At 37.4% G+C, this 20,408-nt stretch carries 19 protein-coding genes; 9 read left to right on the plus strand and 10 right to left on the minus strand.

Going from position 1 to position 20,408, the window contains the following annotated elements:
• Nucleotides 1-31 precede the first annotated feature (31 nt).
• Together aspS and J4051_RS13285 are read right to left on the minus strand one after the other, a co-directional pair.
• On the minus strand, nucleotides 32-1,789 hold the full coding sequence (gene aspS / locus J4051_RS13280) for an aspartate--tRNA ligase (protein WP_208234362.1): 1,758 nt from the start codon (nucleotides 1,787-1,789) through the stop codon (nucleotides 32-34).
• Nucleotides 1,790-1,939: 150 nt separating this feature from the next.
• Entirely contained in the window at nucleotides 1,940-2,389 is a 450-nt protein-coding gene (locus J4051_RS13285; RefSeq protein WP_208234363.1) for an RDD family protein, read from the minus strand.
• Between the two features lie 479 nt (nucleotides 2,390-2,868).
• On the opposite strand from J4051_RS13285, the gene J4051_RS13290 reads away from it, so the two are divergent.
• Both J4051_RS13290 and J4051_RS13295 read left to right on the plus strand, forming a co-directional pair.
• On the plus strand, nucleotides 2,869-3,603 hold the full coding sequence (locus J4051_RS13290; RefSeq protein WP_208234364.1) for a LytR/AlgR family response regulator transcription factor: 735 nt from the start codon (nucleotides 2,869-2,871) through the stop codon (nucleotides 3,601-3,603).
• A 4-nt stretch (nucleotides 3,604-3,607) separates the two neighbouring features.
• Nucleotides 3,608-5,599, plus strand: coding sequence for a tetratricopeptide repeat-containing sensor histidine kinase (locus J4051_RS13295; RefSeq protein WP_208234365.1), 1,992 nt, complete (start codon nucleotides 3,608-3,610; stop codon nucleotides 5,597-5,599).
• Nucleotides 5,600-5,699: 100 nt separating this feature from the next.
• Here J4051_RS13295 and J4051_RS13300 read toward each other — a convergent pair whose 3' ends face one another.
• The 3 genes from J4051_RS13300 to J4051_RS13310 all read right to left on the minus strand — a co-directional run bounded on the left by J4051_RS13300 (nucleotide 5,700) and on the right by J4051_RS13310 (nucleotide 7,834).
• Nucleotides 5,700-6,323, minus strand: coding sequence for an FEKKY domain-containing protein (locus tag J4051_RS13300; protein WP_208234366.1), 624 nt, complete (start codon nucleotides 6,321-6,323; stop codon nucleotides 5,700-5,702).
• Nucleotides 6,324-6,456: 133 nt separating this feature from the next.
• The gene (locus tag J4051_RS13305) at nucleotides 6,457-7,158 is read right to left on the minus strand and encodes a DUF4412 domain-containing protein (RefSeq protein WP_208234367.1); all 702 of its coding nucleotides are present in this window, start codon (nucleotides 7,156-7,158) and stop codon (nucleotides 6,457-6,459) included.
• Nucleotides 7,159-7,267: 109 nt separating this feature from the next.
• The gene (locus J4051_RS13310; RefSeq protein ID WP_208234368.1) at nucleotides 7,268-7,834 is read right to left on the minus strand and encodes a DUF3109 family protein; all 567 of its coding nucleotides are present in this window, start codon (nucleotides 7,832-7,834) and stop codon (nucleotides 7,268-7,270) included.
• A 122-nt stretch (nucleotides 7,835-7,956) separates the two neighbouring features.
• Here J4051_RS13310 and J4051_RS13315 point away from each other — a divergent pair, with 122 nt between their 5' ends.
• The 4 genes from J4051_RS13315 (at nucleotide 7,957) to J4051_RS13330 (ending at nucleotide 9,776) form a co-directional block, all read left to right on the plus strand.
• Nucleotides 7,957-8,544 carry a MarC family protein gene (locus J4051_RS13315; protein ID WP_208234369.1) on the plus strand — a complete coding sequence of 196 codons (588 nt, stop codon included), beginning with the start codon at nucleotides 7,957-7,959 and terminating at the stop codon, nucleotides 8,542-8,544.
• 19 nt (nucleotides 8,545-8,563) lie between these two features.
• Nucleotides 8,564-8,773, plus strand: a complete 210-nt coding sequence (locus J4051_RS13320) for a hypothetical protein (protein ID WP_208234370.1) — start codon at nucleotides 8,564-8,566, stop codon at nucleotides 8,771-8,773.
• Nucleotides 8,766-9,374 carry an NAD(P)/FAD-dependent oxidoreductase gene (locus tag J4051_RS13325; RefSeq protein ID WP_208234371.1) on the plus strand — a complete coding sequence of 203 codons (609 nt, stop codon included), beginning with the start codon at nucleotides 8,766-8,768 and terminating at the stop codon, nucleotides 9,372-9,374. Before J4051_RS13320 ends, J4051_RS13325 begins: the two co-directional genes overlap by 8 nt.
• A 66-nt stretch (nucleotides 9,375-9,440) precedes the next feature.
• On the plus strand, nucleotides 9,441-9,776 hold the full coding sequence (locus J4051_RS13330) for a n-acetylglutamate synthase (RefSeq protein ID WP_208234372.1): 336 nt from the start codon (nucleotides 9,441-9,443) through the stop codon (nucleotides 9,774-9,776).
• Between the two features lie 94 nt (nucleotides 9,777-9,870).
• On the opposite strand, the gene J4051_RS13335 is transcribed toward J4051_RS13330, so the two are convergent.
• The 3 genes from J4051_RS13335 to J4051_RS13345 all read right to left on the minus strand — a co-directional run bounded on the left by J4051_RS13335 (nucleotide 9,871) and on the right by J4051_RS13345 (nucleotide 12,599).
• Nucleotides 9,871-11,463, minus strand: coding sequence for a S41 family peptidase (locus J4051_RS13335; protein ID WP_208234373.1), 1,593 nt, complete (start codon nucleotides 11,461-11,463; stop codon nucleotides 9,871-9,873).
• Nucleotides 11,460-11,894, minus strand: coding sequence for a deoxycytidylate deaminase (locus J4051_RS13340; RefSeq protein ID WP_208234374.1), 435 nt, complete (start codon nucleotides 11,892-11,894; stop codon nucleotides 11,460-11,462). The genes J4051_RS13335 and J4051_RS13340 overlap by 4 nt, the downstream gene beginning before the upstream one ends.
• A 114-nt stretch (nucleotides 11,895-12,008) precedes the next feature.
• Nucleotides 12,009-12,599 carry a HupE/UreJ family protein gene (locus J4051_RS13345; RefSeq protein WP_208234375.1) on the minus strand — a complete coding sequence of 197 codons (591 nt, stop codon included), beginning with the start codon at nucleotides 12,597-12,599 and terminating at the stop codon, nucleotides 12,009-12,011.
• Between the two features lie 398 nt (nucleotides 12,600-12,997).
• On the opposite strand from J4051_RS13345, the gene J4051_RS13350 reads away from it, so the two are divergent.
• Nucleotides 12,998-13,933, plus strand: coding sequence for an isoaspartyl peptidase/L-asparaginase family protein (locus J4051_RS13350; RefSeq protein ID WP_208234376.1), 936 nt, complete (start codon nucleotides 12,998-13,000; stop codon nucleotides 13,931-13,933).
• 157 nt (nucleotides 13,934-14,090) lie between these two features.
• On the opposite strand, the gene J4051_RS13355 is transcribed toward J4051_RS13350, so the two are convergent.
• Nucleotides 14,091-14,624 (minus strand): alpha-ketoglutarate decarboxylase, encoded by a 534-nt coding sequence (locus tag J4051_RS13355; protein ID WP_317192720.1) that lies wholly within the window; start codon nucleotides 14,622-14,624, stop codon nucleotides 14,091-14,093.
• 122 nt (nucleotides 14,625-14,746) lie between these two features.
• Between J4051_RS13355 and J4051_RS13360 the strand changes: the two genes are divergently transcribed.
• Together J4051_RS13360 and odhB are read left to right on the plus strand one after the other, a co-directional pair.
• Complete coding sequence (locus tag J4051_RS13360; RefSeq protein WP_208234421.1) at nucleotides 14,747-17,515, plus strand: 2-oxoglutarate dehydrogenase E1 component; 2,769 nt, start codon at nucleotides 14,747-14,749, stop codon at nucleotides 17,513-17,515.
• Nucleotides 17,516-17,709: 194 nt separating this feature from the next.
• Nucleotides 17,710-18,978 carry a 2-oxoglutarate dehydrogenase complex dihydrolipoyllysine-residue succinyltransferase gene (gene odhB, locus J4051_RS13365; RefSeq protein ID WP_208234377.1) on the plus strand — a complete coding sequence of 423 codons (1,269 nt, stop codon included), beginning with the start codon at nucleotides 17,710-17,712 and terminating at the stop codon, nucleotides 18,976-18,978.
• A 769-nt stretch (nucleotides 18,979-19,747) separates the two neighbouring features.
• On the opposite strand, the gene J4051_RS13370 is transcribed toward odhB, so the two are convergent.
• A complete protein-coding gene (locus J4051_RS13370) occupies nucleotides 19,748-20,383 on the minus strand; it encodes a response regulator transcription factor (protein WP_208234378.1) in 636 nt (211 codons plus the stop codon).
• Nucleotides 20,384-20,408 lie beyond the last annotated feature (25 nt).

The raw sequence follows: 20,408 nt of genomic DNA on the forward strand, positions 1-20,408 counted from the left end.
ACAAAATGTCCTGCGTAAAGCAGGACATATATTATTTTGACTTTATATTTAATTTTAAACTCAGTTCGGCAAGTTGTTTATCGTCTATTGGTGCAGGTGCATCAATCATGACATCGCGACCAGAATTGTTTTTCGGGAATGCAATAAAATCACGAATGGTCTCCTGTCCGCCCAAAATGGCAACCAATCTGTCCAAACCAAAGGCCAATCCACCATGTGGAGGTGCACCATATTGAAAAGCATCCATTAAGAATCCAAATTGCGCATTGGCTTCTTCAGGTGTAAACCCTAAATAATCAAACATAAGCGCTTGAGTTTTCTTGTCATGGATTCTAATTGATCCGCCACCAATTTCGTTCCCATTCAATACCAAGTCGTAGGCATTGGCTTTTACTGCGCCAGGATCGGTATCCAACAATTCCAACTGTCCTGGCTTTGGAGCTGTAAATGGATGGTGCATGGCGTGATAGCGCTCTGTATCTTCATCCCATTCCAATAATGGGAAATCGACCACCCATAATGGTGCAAAATCCTTCGGGTTTCTCAAGCCCAAACGCGTCGCCAATTCCATTCGCAGTGCACTTAATTGTGGTCTTACTTTATGAGCATCTCCTGAAAGTACACAAATAAGATCTCCTGGTTTTGCCCCCGTTAATTCGGCCCACTTTGCCAAATCTTCTTGATCATAAAACTTGTCAACAGAAGATTTAAAGCTTCCATCGTCATTATAACGTGCGTAAATCATGCCTAATGCACCAATTTGCGGACGTTTTACCCAATCAATCAATTGGTCTATTTCTTTACGGGTGTATGTATTTCCGCCTGGAACTGCAATACCAATTACCAATTCAGCACTGTTAAACACCCCAAAATCTTTATGTTGAGAGACTGCATTCAGCTCACCAAACTCCATCCCAAAACGGATGTCAGGTTTGTCGTTTCCGTATTTTTGCATGGCTTCGTCATAAGTCATGCGGGGAAATTTTTCGATATCAACACCATTGACTTCTTTCAATAAATGACGGGTCAAGCCTTCAAAAGCATTTAAAATGTCTTCCTGCTCTACAAATGCCATTTCACAGTCAATTTGTGTGAACTCTGGTTGTCTGTCCGCGCGTAGATCTTCATCCCTGAAACATTTCACAATCTGGAAATATTTATCCATGCCACCCACCATCAACAATTGCTTAAATGTTTGTGGACTTTGTGGAAGGGCATAAAACTGTCCTTCGTTCATACGGCTTGGCACCACAAAATCGCGTGCGCCCTCTGGCGTTGACTTTATTAAATATGGCGTTTCAACTTCTATAAAGCCTTCGCTCGATAAGTAGTTGCGGACTTCTTGCGCTACTTTGGCCCTAAAGATCAAACTGTTTTTTACTGGATTTCTTCGGATGTCCAAATAGCGGTATTTCATTCGTAATTCTTCGCCACCATCCGTATGGTCTTCAATTGTAAAGGGTGGAAGAATAGCTGAATTCAAAACAGTCAATTCAGACACTAAAATTTCGATATCTCCAGTTGGAATATTAGCGTTCTTGGAAGCACGTTCGATGACTTTACCTTTAATTTGGATAACGTACTCACGACCTAAATTTTGGGCTTGCTCCATTAAGGCTTTTGAGCTGCGTTCATCATCAAAAACAAGTTGTGTAATGCCGTAACGGTCGCGTAAATCTACCCAAAGCATGAATCCTTGGTCGCGCACTTTCTGTACCCAACCTGAAAGTATAACCTCATTATCGATATGTGATGCTCTTAACTCACCACAGTTGTGACTTCTGTACATAGTATGAAAAATTGAAATGCAAATTTAATGAAGTTATGTGAGTATCAAATAAAAAGAGAAAACAATTGTTGAGGTTATCCCGATATCCCCTATTTAGAGAACTTAATCAGTAGATTGACCTATTTGATCAAGTTCATTTGCCAAAATTTGTCATGTTTTAAACTTCTCAATATCCACTACATAGGTTTTTGAAATGGCATCATGCCAACCTTTACCATTTGTACCAAGAAAGGACAGGCCATCAAAAGGAATTATCCTGCATAGACCTCTAATTAAAACATCCTTGGGAGTTGGCGCATCGCCGTTCTTCATTATAACTTTGGTGTTTGTTACGTATTTTCCCAAAGATCTGAAGGTCAGACTTTCGAAAATAAAGTAATAAAAAACAATTATGATAGAATCGATTATTAGTTCCTCAATGAACGATAAATTTATAAAAAATTGACTTAGTTCGTAATTGTCCAAATAGTCGCCTAGGTAGAAGATGCTATAAATAAGGCCATAACTAATAAGGTAAAACGGAATTAAATCGATGAGGTAATTGACGAAACGCTTGGTCTTACTTGCGAGCATCTCTTCCGTGATTATTATGTTTTTCACATCCATGTACTATCCGATCAGAGTTCTCAACTATAATGCTTTCAGCCAAAACCAAAAATTAAAAAGCATCACTTTCCAAATTATGAAAATGATGCTTTCCCGATTAACTAACTAACTAAGATTAATGTTATAAAATAACAGGGTAATATCGCTGTTTTTTATTAAAAAAAGCCAGGGACGAACCCTGACTTTTTATTTGATTAATAGCATTTAATCTTAAAGTGAATCCCCACGATCACTTTATTGTTATTGGGTAATAATAAATCCCTTTTCAAATATCATAAAATTATAGGTGATAAGTAAGGACATTTGTATAGTTGGTATGAAATAATGTATAGTTGGTAATTCTTACATGATTTATATCAAAATAGTGGTGCTTGATTTTTAAAAAAGTGATAAAATGGACACACTATACATTAAATACTACTAAGCATACAATTTTATAAAAATTCCAACTTTAATATTATTATATTTAAATTATGATAAAAGCAGTAATTATTGATGATGAGTCTAAGGCGATACAAAGCCTCACTTGGGAGCTTTCGAGTTTTAGTGATGAGATCGAAGTTATCAAAACATTCACGAGTCCAGAAGATGCTATTGATTATATAGATAACAATGTTCTTGATTGTCTGTTTTTGGATATTCAAATGCCAACAATGGACGGATTTCAGTTGCTTGGGAAACTTACCAACAAGGATTTTTCCGTGGTCATTACCACGGCGTATAATGAATTTGCCATAAAAGCGTTAAAGAATGAAGCTATTGATTATTTATTGAAACCTATTGATTCTGATGATTTGCAGGAAACCATCAAAAAAGTTAAAAAGCACACTTCTAAATTGGTGAATTCAAATAAGATTGAAGAAGTACTGCTTAATTTTAATGCAAGATTTGATCAAAAGAGAATCACAATCAATACCGACGGCAAGCTTATTTTTTTGGATGCTGAAGAAATTGAATACGTGGAGTCAGATGGTAATTATAGCACTATTGTCATGGATAATGCCCAGAAAATTGTCATTACGAAGAAGCTAAAAGAAGTAAACGATCTTTTGCCAGAAAATCAATTCTTCAGAATTCACAACTCCTACGTTATCAACCTTAAAAAAATAAAAGAATTTATAAAAAGTGAAGGCTATGTTGTGATGGCTTCAAATTTTAAGATTCCCGTGGCAAGACAACGAAAATCTGACTTTTTAGAAAAGTTATAGACTTATGCAACATCTCCAAAAATTAGTGGCACTTTTTAAAAAAGCCTTAAAGCATTTTGCAATAGGGTTGATTTGTTTTGCCACTATGCCAGCACTTCAGGCTCAAAATGAAAGCACTACTGACTTTGAAACTGTATTACAAAAGGTAGAGGGCAATTGGCCAAAAGAATACACTGAAATTAATTCGATATTCGCTGAGTTTCAAAAAGACAGTTTGATTTTAAAGCGTTTGGTGGTCAAAGCATCCGATGCGCATTCATTGGAAGTTGAGTGTTATGCTCTGAATAAGCTAGGAGAAATCTATAGGAATAAATCGCTTTACGATGCTGCCTTAGAAGCACACGAAAGGGCTGAGGAATTGGCAAGAAAAGTTAATAGTACAGAATTGGAGGTTATAAGCCTAAATATGATAGGTGTGGTATACAGGCGGATGGATCTTATAAAACCTGCTCTTGATTACCATAAAAAAGCCTTGGATCTTGCAAAAACTGTTAAAGATCCGACAGACGAATTGATGCACAGTATTGCGGTTTCGCAAAATAGCATGGGAAATATTTATTTAACTTTAAAACAGTATGACTTGGCCATTGAGCAATTTGAAAAATCATTGGTCATTGAAAATCAATTGGGAAATAGATTGGGGTTGGCCATTAATTATCATAATCTGGGCTATGCAGATGAGGCCAAGGGACTTTTGGATCTTGCACTTAAAAACTATAAACGATCCTTAAATTATAATGAACAGATTGATTCTGAAGTAGGCCGCGTGATCTGCTACAATAGTATTGGGCAGGTTTATATAAAGCAAAAGAAATTTACGGACGCTAAAGTTATCATTGAAGAAGGTTTGAAGAAGGCGCTTCAATTGGGCGATCAATACTATATTTCATATGCCTATATCAATTTGGGTTGGGTGCAACAGGAATTAGAAATGGACGAAATAGCAGAAATCAATTTAAAGAAGGGATTGGAAGTTTCTGGAACCTACGGATTAAAAACGTCAACTGTTGACGCCCATAAACATTTGTCCGAGTTATATAAGAAAAAGAATGATTACAAGGCCTCATTGAAACATTATGAGAAGGCCGTTGAACTTGAAAGAACGATTTTCACGGAGCGAAACATGCAATATGTGAGTGACATAATCATTCAATATGAAAATGAAGCGAAGACCAATCAGATCATACAGCTTGCCAACGAAAATGAATTGGTAAGATCAAAGCTACAACGCAATCAAACCATATTTTGGGCAGCTCTTTTGACTTTAGCAATTGTTGCCGGTATTATAATTGCCATTAACAGAAACCGACAGTTAAGCCAAGAAAAGCAGATATTGACTTTAGAGCAAGATATGTTGAGAAGTCAAATGAATCCGCACTTTATCTTCAACTCATTAAATTCCATAAAGCTCTATATCATCAATAATGAAAAGGAAAATGCAGTTTATTATTTGAATAAATTCTCAAAATTCATCAGAAAAATATTGATTGCTTCCACTGAAAAAGAGATTTCTTTAGAAGATGAACTGGACACGATGCAGCTATATATGAACATTGAAAACATCCGATTCTCGAATGAAATTAACTTCACGGTCGATGTTGAGCCAGGTATTAATACATCGGTTATTAAAGTGCCATCTCTTATTTTACAGCCTTTTCTCGAAAATGCCTTATGGCACGGTCTTTCCTCCAAAAAAGCGAACAAGCAGATAGAATTAAGGGTCTACAAAGACGATGATGATTTTGTTAATATTTCAATTACCGACAATGGTATCGGAAGAAAAGCTTCAGAAAAAATAAACGATGGACGAGTGCTTAAAAGTAAGTCTGTAGGTATAGCCATAACCAAAGCACGATTGGCCAATTTTTCTAAACGATTTACAACAGATTACAAAATGGATATTGAAGACTTATATGATGCGCAAGGAAGACCGCTGGGCACTAAGGTTGTTGTGCATATTCCAACACGTGCCAACCGCTTGAAATCTTCTGCTTAAGTGGCCGTTCAACAGTTGTTCAAGTGTTGCCTAAGCGCTTTATAAACGTAAGCTGATTTGGTTGGGTTTTGCTAGGAGGGTTATAAACGAATTCAAAACATCATAGCCCAAAAGGTTGTGCGGGTAATTGGTTTTTCCATTCCTCACCAAATTTCATAGTTAAGTAGCCTTCGATCTTTTTGTTGGTGTTCATTGCAGTTCTAAACGAAATTGGATCTACCACACAGTTTTCGTTAATAAAACCAATGCCATAGGCATCTTTAAATGGTTTTATGGCTTCAGGACTTATTGTCAACAATCCGTGAACTATAAAGTTGATAGTGCCATTATTTATGCCGTCCTCAATTTGCTCACTTGAAAAGTTGGAAATGTCTTTTATCGGAAAACCTCTCGGAATTGTGACTGCGTCAGAATCGACGGTTTTATTTTCCAATCTTATGGTCACCGTATTTTTCCGTACCGTAATTCTAATCGGATAATAGGTGAATGTATTGACATCTTCAGAATAAAACTCAAATTGATATTTTCCTTTTTTTGGAAGTGTAATGGTGAATTGCTCTAATGAACTGATTTGAAATCTTTGATTCGTTTCTGAAATATAAAACACACCAGAAATAGAAGTTTTTTCGGTGAAATTTTCAAAGACAACGGTTGCCGTAATTTGATCTGAAAAGGCAGAAGTGAAAGAGAGTATTGCAATGACGATACTTATAAATGTTTTCATAAAACATGTTTCTAATGTTCTCAAAGATAAATACAATGAAAAGCATTCTCAACCTTAATTGCGCAAAAAAGGCATTTCAATGCGTGAAATGCCTTTTAGGTTGAGGGAACAGTTCTGTAATCGAATACAGGAGTTAATTTCCCAAAGCGCCTAACATAGAACCATAATCTGAAGCCTGAATTGAAAAATCTGTTTTCTCCAAGCCTACACATAACATGGTCATGTTATTCTTACTTTTCTTTTTGTCAATGTACTGCATTTCCATCATGAGTCCATTTTCCGCATATTTTTCCATCCAAACGGGGTTGAAGCCTTTTGGCATCTTGGTTTTGCTATTGTCCCCCATTTTACTAAAGCTCACAGGGGCTTCGTCGGTAATGTAAACAGTGATTTTACTGTCTTTATTTTCCATGATAAAGCCTTGACAATTATAACCCAAAATGGTTTTGGATCCTATTTCTGTAAGTGTGTAATCAGGCGCATTCTTATCTGAATCAAAATCGCTGAGCTTTATTTTTGATTTTTGGACTATTTTTTTGCCCATCATATCCATGAACATACCAGTGGTACCGCTATCATTATCCATAATGGTAAACATCTTCATGCCTTCCTGGCCCTTAGTCATTTCTGAAATATCAAAACCAAAATAGCCCGCATCTTTTTTGAGATAATAGTCAAATTGGATATCATCCTTTTTGTTGGTCATTTTAAGTTTATAGATATAGTCAAAATCATAGGCATCTTTAAGCTCTTTCGAGCCGTTTTGAGATAGGACCAAACTTGAAGAAAATAAAAAGATGAAGCAAAATGCGACTCTATATAATGTATTTTTCATCTGTTAAATTGATTTAAGTGAACCTTAAAGTTATGAAAACAAATGAATTAAAAATTTAACCAATGTATAGTTTGTAGTGAATAATGTATAGTTGGAACAAAAATGAAGGTTATCCTTGCTTTTCCGCAATTTCTTCAAGTTCCATATACCAATCTTCTCCAAATTTTCTGATAAGGGCTTGTTTGACGAACTTATAAACAGGTACCTGAAGTTCTTTGCCTAAAGTGCAAGCGGCATCGCAGATATCCCATTTATGATAATTAAGGGCAGAAAATTCAGAATACTCCTTAACACGAACAGGATATAAATGACAGGACACCGGTTTCTTCCAATCTGTTTCACCTTGATTGTAGGCCTCTTCAAAGGCGCAAAGCGCAATCCCTTTTTTGTCAAATATCACATAGGAGCAGTCTGCACCATCAATTAACGGCGTTTCATAATCGCCGTCTTCCGTAGTGATAAACGTACCTTGAGCCTCAATGGCATCAATGCCCTCTTGACGTAAAAACGGTTTGATTTTTGGATAAATGGCCTGCATGATTTTTGTTTCCTCCAATTCCAAAGGAGCTCCTGCATCACCATCAATACAACAAGCACCTTTGCAGGCAGCTAAATTGCATACAAAATCCTTTTCAAGGATGTCTTCTGAAACGATGGTTTTTCCTAATTGAAACATAGTCTATTGGCTTAAAAATGAGCTGAATTATATAAAAAAGTAGTCTGCAAAAGTAGCTAAAATTTATAGTTATATATTAGTATTAATAATCTACTTTTGCAAAAAGTTTAAAGCTACATTTTATGCAACTTAATTTCAAAGAGATTTTCACCGCATTTATGATTCTTTTTGCGGTAATTGATATTATTGGAAACATTCCAATTATTATTGACTTACGTAAAAAATTCGGCCATATTGAAAGTGGGAAAGCCTCTATTATTGCGGGATTGATACTGATTACATTCCTGTTTTTAGGTCAGAATATTTTGTCTTTAATAGGTATTGATATCAATTCTTTTGCTGTGGCAGGTGCTTTTATTCTGTTTTTTATTGCTTTAGAAATGACGCTCGGAATTACTCTATATAAAACTGAAGATAGCGGCAGTATGACTGCGACCGTTTTTCCTTTGGCATTCCCATTGATTGCTGGTCCAGGAAGCTTGACCACTTTATTGTCCTTACGAGCAGAGTATTCAGTAGAAAATATCATCGTGGCGGTTTTGTTAAATGTTGTTGTTATCTTTATCGTTTTAAAGACCTCAGCAAGAATTGAACGTTTTCTTGGGCCGAGCGGTATTAATGTCATCCGAAAGATATTTGGTGTGATTTTGCTAGCTATCGCTGTGAAATTATTTGCCCATAATATCAAGACATTGTTCATGTTGTCTTAATCAAATCAATAATTAGTATATGAAAATCGCAACTATCATTTTAACTGTCGTCGCATTGGGACTAATAGCTTTCAATGTTGGAGAACTCAATTTTAATGGCTTATTGTATGGTCAAAGTTTCGTGGCAGCGGTTACTATTATCCTTTCGCTTTGTGCTATTGTTTTATTGCAGATTTTGAGAATTTCAAAACGTATTGAGAAACTTTCAAAACAGAATCGCAATGTATGATGTATTGATTGTTGGTGCTGGAGCTGCAGGTATGTCTTGTGCCTTGGTTTTAGGATCAGCAAAGTCGAAGTCCTTTGCCGAGAATAGGCGAATTGGCTTGATTGCACATCAGAGAGCTTCCCATTTGCAAACTGCACTGTTCAATAATGTTTTAGGCTTTCCTTCAGGTACTTTGGGTTCTGATATTCTTGCACAAGGTATAGAGCAACTCTCCACATTGTATCCACATGTGGATCAAATTAAAAATGAACGGGTAAATTCCATTTTGAAGACTGCTGAAGGCTATACGGTCACAACAAATAAAAACAGTTATAGTTCCAAAGCAGTAATAGTAGCAGTGGGTTATACCAATTTAATGACGATTAAGGGATTGGAGGCCTACGTTGGTCCACATCCAAGAGCCGCTGCCGCTAAGGAGCGTATTTGGTTGAAAAACGTAGATCATTTGGTAGACGATGGATTGTATGTTGCGGGGACCTTGGCAGGCTGGAGAAGTCAGTTTGCGATTGCTTCTGGTAGTGGCGCTCAAGTGGCAACGGATATTTTAACGCTTTGGAACGATGGGAATGATGCCCATGTACACGATAAAACCCAAGAATAGAATGCGGAAAACACGGATTGAGCTGGCACTGATTTAAATGTAAACGTCATCAGAAACTATAGTTAAATGAACTACAACAACAAAAGATTTCGACCAGTTCAAAACTCCAAAAATGGTGAAACTTCAGAGAAAACGATATTTGAATATAAACAAACAGGCAATATCCTGACATCGGAATATAAGGGAGGGCAAATAGTAAAAGGTCATTTAATTGGATTGGTGGACGAAAATGGACATATCGAAATGCGTTACCACCAAGTCAATGTCAAAGGCGAATTAATGACTGGAGTTTGTCATTCAACACCTGAACTTCACGAAAACGGAAAAATCAGACTTTATGAAAATTGGCAATGGACTTCCGGCGACAACTCGAGTGGAAAATCCATATTGGAGGAGATATAGTCTAAACCAAGGGAATGCTGGTTTTCAACTATGATTGTGTATAAGAGTGATATTGTTAATAAAGAATAACAAGATAAAATACCCAATAGCTCCGCTACTTATTTTCGATCAATCTCATCACTTCCTCAATCATATCATCGGTGATATTTAGGATTTCTTCAGAAGCATTTGAACCATACAATTGATCGGCCAAGGCGGCTTTGATTAGTTGTTTCATTTCCTTATTATAAGCTACAAAATTTACGTTAGCTCTGTGTCTGCCATTTAAATACTCTTGGAATCTGATCAGAATGTCGTCACTGACCTCAAAATTAGAGATGAAATCTTGCTCGGAAACGCCAGTATAACTCTCACGATCTTTGTCGAGCTCTTCAAAAACGAAATAGCTGATAAGACCACTTTGTCTGATGTAATTTAAGGTTTCGTTTTGGATGCTTGAATCTAAAGGCACAAAAACATCAGGAATAATGCCGCCACCACCATAAACAACCTTGCCCATGGGAGTTGTAAATTTTAAGGAATCCGCTACTTGAATATTGATCTCATCGTTAAGTTCGCCACTACTTCTACGTTTGTAATAATCGTTGTAGTATTCTAGATTATGCCCATTGTCATAGGGGCGTTGTATGGAACGTCCTGTCGGGGTGTAATATCTGGACACGGTCAAACGCACAGCACTGCCATCGCCCAATGCCATTTCGCGTTGCACTAAGCCTTTCCCGTAGCTTCTACGTCCAATAATAGTGCCTTTGTCATTATCCTGCAAGGCGCCAGCAACTATTTCGCTGGCAGAAGCAGAGTTTTCGTTGATCAGGACAAATACTTCGCCTTCTTCAAAATCGCCTTTACGTGTAGCATAACTTTTTTCTACCCGCCCAGATTTATTTTTTGTGAAAAGGATCAATTTGCCATCCTCCAAAAACTCGTCCACAATTTGTTCGGCAATCCCCAAGAATCCACCTGGATTATTTCTCAAGTCAAGCACCAATTTGGTCGCGCCTTCGTCTTGCAGATCGTCCAAGGCTTTTTTGAATTCTTTATAAGTAGACTCAGCAAATCGGTTGATTTTAATATAAGCTAGATCTTTTGTGATCATATAGGCTGCATCCACGCTGTTAATAGGAATGCTCGCCCGTCTTATGGTAAAATCAAGTAGTTCTTTCTCCCCTTTACGATAAACTTTTAATTTGATTTTAGAGTTTTTATCGCCTTTTAATCTCTTAATGATGTCTTCATTGCTCCATTGATGTCCAAAAATTGAGTCGCCATCGGCCATTATAATCCGGTCACCACTTTTAATCCCTGCTTTATGGCTTGGGCCTCCAGGAAGTGATCTGATCACTGCTATGGTATCTTTGTAAGTGTAAAAACTGACGCCAATCCCTACAAAATCACCCTTCATGTTTTCACTGACCCGTTGCATTTCATTCTTAGGAATGTAAACGGAATGTGGATCGAGTTTGTCTAATATACCATTGACCGTCACATCTACAATACTATCCGTGTTCACAGCATCAACATATTCAAAATCAATATAGTCAATGAGCCTGTTGAGTTTATCTTTTTTGCTATTTGAAGTAAACAAGCGATCAGAAGTATCCGTAAAATTGAGTTTTCCACCAACGAAAACGCCTGCTGCAATGGCAACACCGATAATCAATGGAATATATTTTTTCTTAGACGTCATTCTGTGGATAATTCTTCAATAAGTTCTATTTCTATTCCCGCTTTGGCCAAAAATGCAAGTCCGGAATCATCTTTGTAGCCTTGGTGATATACAACACGAATGATGCCAGCTTGATGGATCAATTTGCTGCATTCTTTACAAGGTGATAATGTAATATATAAGGTCGCGCCTTTACAAGATTGTGTTGAGGCCGCAACCTTTAAAATTGCATTGGCTTCGGCATGAAGGACGTACCATTTTGTGTATCCTTCATCATCTTCACAATAGTTTTCAAAACCCGTAGGAGTGCCATTATAGCCATCAGAAATGATCATTCTGTCCTTAACTATAAGTGCACCAACCTGCTTGCGTTTGCAATGGGATAGTTTACCCCATTCTTTTGCGATTCTTAAATACGCTTTGTCGTAGCGTAGCTGTTTTTTTCTTGGCATTAATTAATTTAATTATTTGGTCGCTATTTTTCATGCAAACCTACAACGAAAATAAAAGCTTCATGTTTTAATTTTTACAATTTAGAGTTAAAATTTCAGCAAACCTTATAGCTCTTATGAAAATAACTCATTGTTTATCAGCATTGGGATGACCAAACCCACAACCACTGCAGATAACACCACAATCCAATCGCGTTTTGAAATCCTGAAAATAGTTTGACATAAAAAACCTACAAACAGCACGACAAAAACAATGATTATCTGCGCTAATTCTATTCCCAATGCAAATTCTACCAAGGGCATCAATTTGCTTTCCGCCCTCCCTACAAACATTTTAAATTCGCCTGCAAAACCGAGACCGTGGATCAACCCAAAAAATAAAGTCGATAAAAACAGAATTCCAATTTTTTCACTGGGTGCTTTTTTGCCTGCAGTAAAAACATTGTAGAGCGCCACAACCATAATCGTTATGGGAATTAAGAATTCAACCAAACTGGCATTAACACTAATAATACCATACACAGCCAGCACTAAACTAAGGGTGTGACCTAAGGTGAATATGGTGACCAGTAGGATAATACGCTTCCAATCTTTGAACATGTAAGGTATTGTGAGTACCAGTAAAAATAGGACATGATCGTATGCATTGATGTCCAAAACATGGTTCATGCCGTACTTCACGTTAAACCAAAAATTGTCAAGCATAAGGTTGTTATTTGGGTAGCTCCAAAGGTACGAGGAATGGGCTGAGTTGCAAAATATAATACAGAAAACAACCAGCCTTAAAAATCCTAAAATCAGAGTCTAATGGTGTTTGTATGACTTTCCGATGTTCGCAATAAAGTTCTGAGATTTTTGCGTTTTATGACAGCTATGATTAAACGTAAAGAGCGTAAAATATATTGTAAGGAATAGAATAATGTAACTCGAAGGATTTTGTTATGCTATTATCTGAGGGTTGTTACACGGCAACACGAAGCATGTTGTTTTTTATCTGCGTCCTTCTGCGAGTTCTGCGGAAGCCACACAAAAGAAACTTCATCCAATGAAAAATATTTAAAATCAAAGCGTATTTTTGAAGCATGACCATCAGCAATATAGAAATGAAGAATAAAAAATACAGCATTGCCATTCACGGTGGTGCAGGAACTTTAGTGAAAGGTTTGATGACGGCAGAATTGGAAGCTGCCTATAAAGCCGCTTTGGAAACTGCGCTCAATGCAGGTTATAGTGTTTTGGAAACTGGTGGCACGGCACTCGATGCGGTTGAAACAGCTGTCAAATTGTTGGAAGACACCCCGCTTTTTAATGCTGGAAAAGGTTCGGTGTTCACCGCTGAGGGCACACACGAAATGGATGCTTCTATTATGGATGGACAAACCCTCAAGGCAGGAGCGGTATCTCTCATAACAGGCATTAAAAACCCCGTGGCATTGGCACGTGATATTATGGATAAGAGTTATCATGTTTTTTTAGCAGGCGAAGGTGCCATGACATTTGCCAAAAGCAATGGTTATGAGATTTTGGATCCTGTGTATTTTTACGATGAAGTCCGATACCAACAATGGCAAGGCATCAAAGACAGCGATAGTTTTCAATTGGACCACAGCGTCAAAAAGGATGGTAAGTTTGGAACCGTAGGCGCAGTGGCCTGTGATCAAAATGGGAATACTGCTGCGGCCACTTCAACTGGCGGAATGACCAATAAAAAATGGGGCCGAGTGGGCGATAGCCCGATGATAGGCGCCGGTACTTATGCCAATGACACTACTTGTGCAGTAAGTTGTACGGGCAGTGGTGAGTTTTTTATCAGAGGTGTTGTGGCTTACGATGTGTCTTGCTTGATGGAGTATAAAGGATTGTCATTGCAGCAAGCTGCTCACGAAGTGATCAATACCCGTATTCTTAAAATAGGAGGTGACGGCGGATTGATTGCCGTTGATGCTCAAGGCAATATTGCAATGCCGTTCAATACGGAAGGGATGTACCGTGGGTTTAGAACTTCGAGTGGGGAAGTGGAGATTGCTATTTATAAATAAAGGAGTAGTATTAAGAATGTAGTACAAAGTATTAAGAGGAGGGTCAATGGGGATGAGTGGTGAGTTAAATTTGATTAATGCCCGCCCGGAGCTCTTGCGAAGGGGGATTAACGATTGATGATTTTTGAATAGCCAATAACGAAATTGGTCTTTTTTCTTAAAAATAAACCCTCACAAAAGGAGCCCAAGGATCGGCGTAAATGCTTTTCTCTTTATCGTATAAGACATCGTACCTGATCCCAACCGCAACATTACGAGATCTAAAGCCAGCACCTAAAAACAGTCCGGGATACCAGTAATTTTCGTTAGCAATATTGAGTCTGTCTTCCCATTTCCTGTTGACGTTAAGTTCTTCAAATTCTGCCGACAGTTGAATTTCGGGTATTGGATTGAACAAACCTATCAAACTTCCTCCAAAAACGGTCGACTTATAGAAATCTTTCCTTTTGTTGTAGGTGCCATTGAGACCAACTCCTAAGGCAAACTGTTCGTTAAATTCGTAAATAGCACTTGGAGCTAATGTCCCACTGAAAAAACCATCACCAAAACTCAATCCTATCCCACCTCCAAATCGAACGTGGTTCCAGAAATCAGGAGAAGATTGACCTGCATTTATTTGCGCAAAGCTGTTTAAGGTTAATGATATCATAATAATACAAGAAAACAGGGTTTTATTTAGTGAGAATCGCATAAATTTGGTATTTTGTTTATTGATACAGTTATATCATATAAATATACTAAAAGCAATTCTTATTTTGCTAAAAGTTGTATTTTTGAATAAAATTTGAAAACATCTGAACGTTTTACAAAATGATGGATAAATATTCCTTTTTAAATGCCGCTCACTCAGCTTATTTTGCTGAATTATACGATCAATATTTACAAAACCCAGATATCGTTGAACCAAGTTGGCGGGCCTTTTTTCAAGGGTTTGACTTTGGTTCAGAAAACTCAGAAAACAGTCAGGGCACCTATGATGACGGAGCTGTCTGTATTTCTCCAGAAGTTCCTGAGCATCTGCACAAAGAGTTCAATGTCATCAGACTGATTGATGGGTATAGAAATAGAGGTCATTTATTTACTAAAACCAATCCGGTTAGAGAACGAAGAAAATACGAGCCCACTTTGGCTCTTGAAAATTTCGGACTGCTTAGGGAAGATCTTAAGACTGTTTTTTCTGCAGGTGAAATTTTAGGAATTGGACCGCAGACTTTAGAAAGTATTGTGGATCACCTGGAAAAGATCTATTGTTCCTCCATTGGTTTGGAATATATGTACATCAGGAACCCAAAAGAAATTGAGTGGATCCAAAAAAAGTTGAACATCAATGATAATCAGCCCAAATTTTCTGCTGACCAGAAAAAACATATTCTTAGCAAACTTAATGAAGCGGTTACTTTTGAAAGCTTTTTACATACCAAGTATGTAGGTCAAAAGCGCTTTTCATTGGAAGGTGGTGAGTCTTTAATTCCGGCTCTGGATGCGCTCATCGAAACTGCTGCCGAAATGGGGGTTAAGGAATTTGTTATGGGAATGGCCCATAGAGGTCGTTTGAGTACACTCATCAACATTTTTGGAAAATCGGCTAAAGATATTTTTAGCGAATTTGACGGAAAAGATTACGAACAGGAAATATTTGATGGGGACGTAAAGTATCACTTAGGATGGACGAGCGATAGAGAATCTAAAGGGGGTAAGAAAATAAACTTGAACATTGCGCCAAATCCATCTCACTTAGAGACGGTAGGGGCTGTGGTTGAAGGTATTGCAAGAGCCAAGCAAGATGATAAGTATGTTGATGACCCATCACAGGTATTGCCTATTATTGTTCATGGAGATGCTGCTATTGCCGCACAGGGCTTGGTTTATGAAGTGATTCAAATGGTGAATTTGGATGGTTACAAGACCAATGGTACCATACATATAGTGATCAATAATCAAATAGGCTTTACAACGAATTACCTTGACGCACGTTCAAGTACTTATTGTACTGATGTTGGTAAGGTTACCTTATCACCGGTATTGCACGTTAACGCTGATGATGTAGAAGCTGTAGTGCATGCCATGCTATTTGCCTTAGATTTTAGAATGACCTTTAAGCGCGATGTGTTTATTGATCTTTTAGGATATAGAAAATATGGACATAATGAAGGTGATGAACCGCGTTTTACTCAGCCAAAATTATATAAAGCTATTGCAAAACATAAAAATCCGAGAGAGATTTATGCTGACCTTCTTATAAAAGAAGGGCTTGTTGACCAGGACTATGTTAAAAACTTAGAAGACGTTTATAAAGCGTCTTTGGAAGAAGAATTAGAAGATTCGCGCAAGCAAGAAAAAACTGTTATTTCAGCATTCATGCACGATGAATGGACAGGTTATGAATATGCTGACGTTAATATGATGATGCAAGATGTGGATACCACATTTTCTAAAGAGAAATTATCAAAGATTGCCGAAGTCATTTCAACTTTGCCAAAAGATAAAAAATTCATTCGAAAAATAGAACGGCTTGTTCAATCCAGAAAAACCATGTTTGATGAAAACAAGTTGGACTGGGCCATGGCAGAGCATTTAGCCTATGGTACACTCTTAGCAGAGGGCCATGATGTACGTTTCTCGGGTCAGGACGTTGAACGTGGAACGTTTTCACATCGTCATGCCGTTATAAAAGTAGAAGACAGTGAAGAAGAAATTGTCCTTCTAAACCATATTAATGATGACCAGGGTAAATTCTATATTTACAATTCGTTGCTTTCTGAATATGGCGTTGTAGGTTTTGACTATGGATATGCTATGGCAAGTCCAAATAGCTTAACCATTTGGGAGGCGCAATTTGGAGATTTCGGAAACGGTGCCCAAATTATGGTGGACCAATATATATCTGCAGCCGAAGATAAATGGAAACTCCAAAACGGATTGGTCATGTTGTTGCCACATGGTTACGAAGGCCAAGGTGCAGAACACTCTTCAGGACGAATGGAGCGTTTTTTACAACTTTGTGCCAGCGATAATATGTTTGTAGCAGATTGTACAACGCCAGCAAACATGTACCATTTGTTGAGAAGACAGATGAAAACCAACTTTAGAAAACCGCTTATCATATTTACTCCAAAAAGTTTATTGAGACACCCATTAGTGGTCTCTACTGTGGATGAATTTGCAAATGGAAGTTTCCAAATGGTGATTGATGACGCAAAAGCTGAGGTCGATAAAGTAAAAACCTTGGTTTTTATGACTGGGAAGTTTTATTATGATCTTTTGGAAGTTAGAGAAGAACAAGAAAGAGAGGATGTCGCATTAGTGAGAATAGAGCAATTATTTCCTTTGCCGGCAAAACAGATGCGAGACCTCATTAAAAAATATAAAAATGCCGATGATATTGTGTGGGCACAAGAAGAGCCTCGCAATATGGGAGCCTACAGTTTTATGATGATGCATTTTGAAGAGTCGAAATCCTTTAGAATAGCCTCGCGACGCGCTTATGGTGCTCCAGCGGCAGGAAGTGCAACACGTTCGAAACGTCGTCATAAAGAAGTGGTTGATTATGTGTTTGACAAAACAAAGAATAACCAGCGATAGGGTATTAGAATAGATTTAATAGAGATTATATTTGTGGCATCACAAAATGTGATACGTTCAAAACAACATCTTAAAGGGATAAAGCCTATCTTCTTTATCGAACAAGGTGTTGTCATGTTTTACAGAGTAGAAGAAAAATTGAAATAAAATTAAAAGATTCCTGCCTTCGCAGGAATTAAAAAACAATAAGAACTATGATTTTAGAAATGAAAGTTCCTTCACCAGGAGAATCCATTACAGAAGTAGAAATTGCAGAATGGTTAGTTGCTGATGGTGACTATGTAGAAAAAGATCAAGCCATTGCTGAAGTAGATAGCGACAAAGCTACCTTGGAGCTTCCCGCAGAAGCCAGTGGGATCATTACCTTGAAGGCAGAAGTAGGAGATGCAGTTGCCGTGGGCGCCGTGGTATGTCTGATTGACACATCCGCCGAAAAACCTGCAGGTGATTCTGATTCTAAGTCAGAAAGCAAAGGTGATGAAGGTTCTGGTGATAAAAATGTTGAAAAAGAACTTTCCAAAGAACAAAGGGAAACCCCTAATAAGGAAGATTCAAAGAAACAACCAAATCCTGATCAGAAAACTTATGCTTCTGGAACAGCTAGTCCTGCAGCCAAAAAAGTATTGGCAGAAAAAAACATGTCGGCTTCAGAGGTAAGCGGAACAGGGAAGGATGGACGTATCACCAAGGATGATGCTATCAAGGCAACACCTTCAATGGGTACACCAACAGGAGGAAATCGTGGTGTTTCGCGCTCAAGACTATCGATGTTGCGTCGTAAAGTCGCAGAGCGATTGGTAGCTTCCAAAAACGAAACGGCCATGTTGACCACCTTCAATGAGGTGGATATGACCGCAATTTTCAAATTGCGTGAAGAATACAAAGAAACCTTCAAAAACAAGCATGGTGTTGGATTAGGCTTTATGAGTTTCTTTACCCTGGCAGCGGTTAGGGCCTTAAAAGAATATCCTGCAGTCAATTCCATGATTGATGGTCAGGAAATGGTGAGTTATGATTTTTGTGATATCAGTATTGCTGTTTCAGGACCAAGGGGCTTGATGGTTCCAGTAATTAGAAATGCTGAAAATCTTTCCTTTAGAGGAGTGGAAAATGAAGTTAAACGATTGGCCATCAGAGCGCGTGACGGTCAGCTCACGGTAGATGAAATGACCGGTGGTACCTTCACCATTTCCAATGGAGGTGTTTTTGGTAGTATGTTGTCTACGCCAATCATTAATCCACCGCAAAGTGCTATTTTAGGAATGCACAATATTGTGGAACGTCCTGTTGCAATAGACGGGCATGTAGAAATTAGACCAATCATGTTCTTGGCGGTATCTTATGACCATAGAATTATTGATGGTAAAGAAAGTGTAGGATTCTTGGTAGCAATCAAAGAAGCTCTTGAAAATCCTATAGAGCTCTTAATGGATAATGATGTTAAGAGAACGTTGGAATTGTAAATAAAAACGTTTATATAATAAAAAAGGGCAACTTAAAGATTTAAGTTGCCCTTTTTTTGACTAACTAACAATTAAAAGAAATTAACCAGAATATTTGCAGTTATGATCAATATAGCGCTCATTATCAATCCTATGATTAGTAAACGATTGCCACTTTTGAAATTATCTTTCATGATTTTCATAGGTTTTTAAAAATTTGGGTTTATAGTGTCTACTTAATTGTAGTAGAGGTAATTCTTCCACAGGAATCAACACGTTAATCGTAATGTAAATTTCACCATTAAAAGGATACCAAACAATACGTAGTTCTACGTATTTTTTTGAAAAATTGCTTAAAACAATAAAGCCCTGAATCAATGAAGATCCAGAGCCTTATATAATAATTCCCCTAAGAATTAATAGCAATGTAAATTTCGACAATTATATCACACCAAACAATACGTAGTTCTACGTATATTTTAATTGATTTAGGTCTTTTTCTCGGAAAAATCTGTGCAGATTGACTAATCGAGCGCGAATTTTTATAGCTTGTTAAATGAATTGGCTACTTAAAATGCACGGTAATATTCGTAGGAATATAGATAATCAAAGATGAACCTAACATGGGAGCAAAAAAAGGATCGAAAAACTAAAGGTGTTTTTCACGATACTTGGTATTTAAAAAGCTCTGGACCAGTAACAATCCAGAGCCTTTTGACTCTCCTAAAAGAGAATTGATTAATAGCAGTGTAAAGATGACGATTATATCAACGCCAAACAATACGTAGAACTACGTATTTTTGCCAAGAAATTCTTCGTTTTCTTTAGCGAATAGTACCAAGCTCCCACCTTTGGACTCTAAATCTAATTTTCTAATGATATGGCTCTTGTGTTTTTCAACGGTTCTGCCTGATATAAAAAGAATGCTCCCAATTTCTTTAGCTGTTTTATTTAAGGCAATAAGTCTCAATACCTCAATTTCAGTTGGGGTAAGTAGTTCCAACTCTTTTGGAGGTTCGATTATTTCTAAATACTCAATCAGTTCAGGACTAAAATAAGATTTACCATTTAGTACTGCTGCGATACAGTTTTCAATCTCAACAAGTGCGAATTCTTTAAGGACATAACCATAAATTTCAAGAGCTTTTGCCTGATTATATATGGTTTCATCCTTTTCAAATGTAATGAGTATGATTTTGGTTGGAAGATTTAATTCTTTACATTTTTCGGCGATTTCCAGACCGGTTAAAAAAGGCATTTGTATGTCTAAGATGGCAATTTCTGGGCTATCAGATTTAATCATATCAAAAGCCTCCTTGCCATTAATGGCGCTTCCAATAAGATTATATTCTTTTTCTTTTAAAAAATCAGTGAGACCTTTAAGAATAAGGGGGTGATCGTCTGCTATAATGATAGAGGCTGCCATGTGCTATTAATAATAAGTATAGGGA

The organism is Gelidibacter pelagius (genome assembly GCF_017581925.1).
Classification (GTDB): Bacteria; Bacteroidota; Bacteroidia; order Flavobacteriales; family Flavobacteriaceae; genus Gelidibacter; species Gelidibacter pelagius.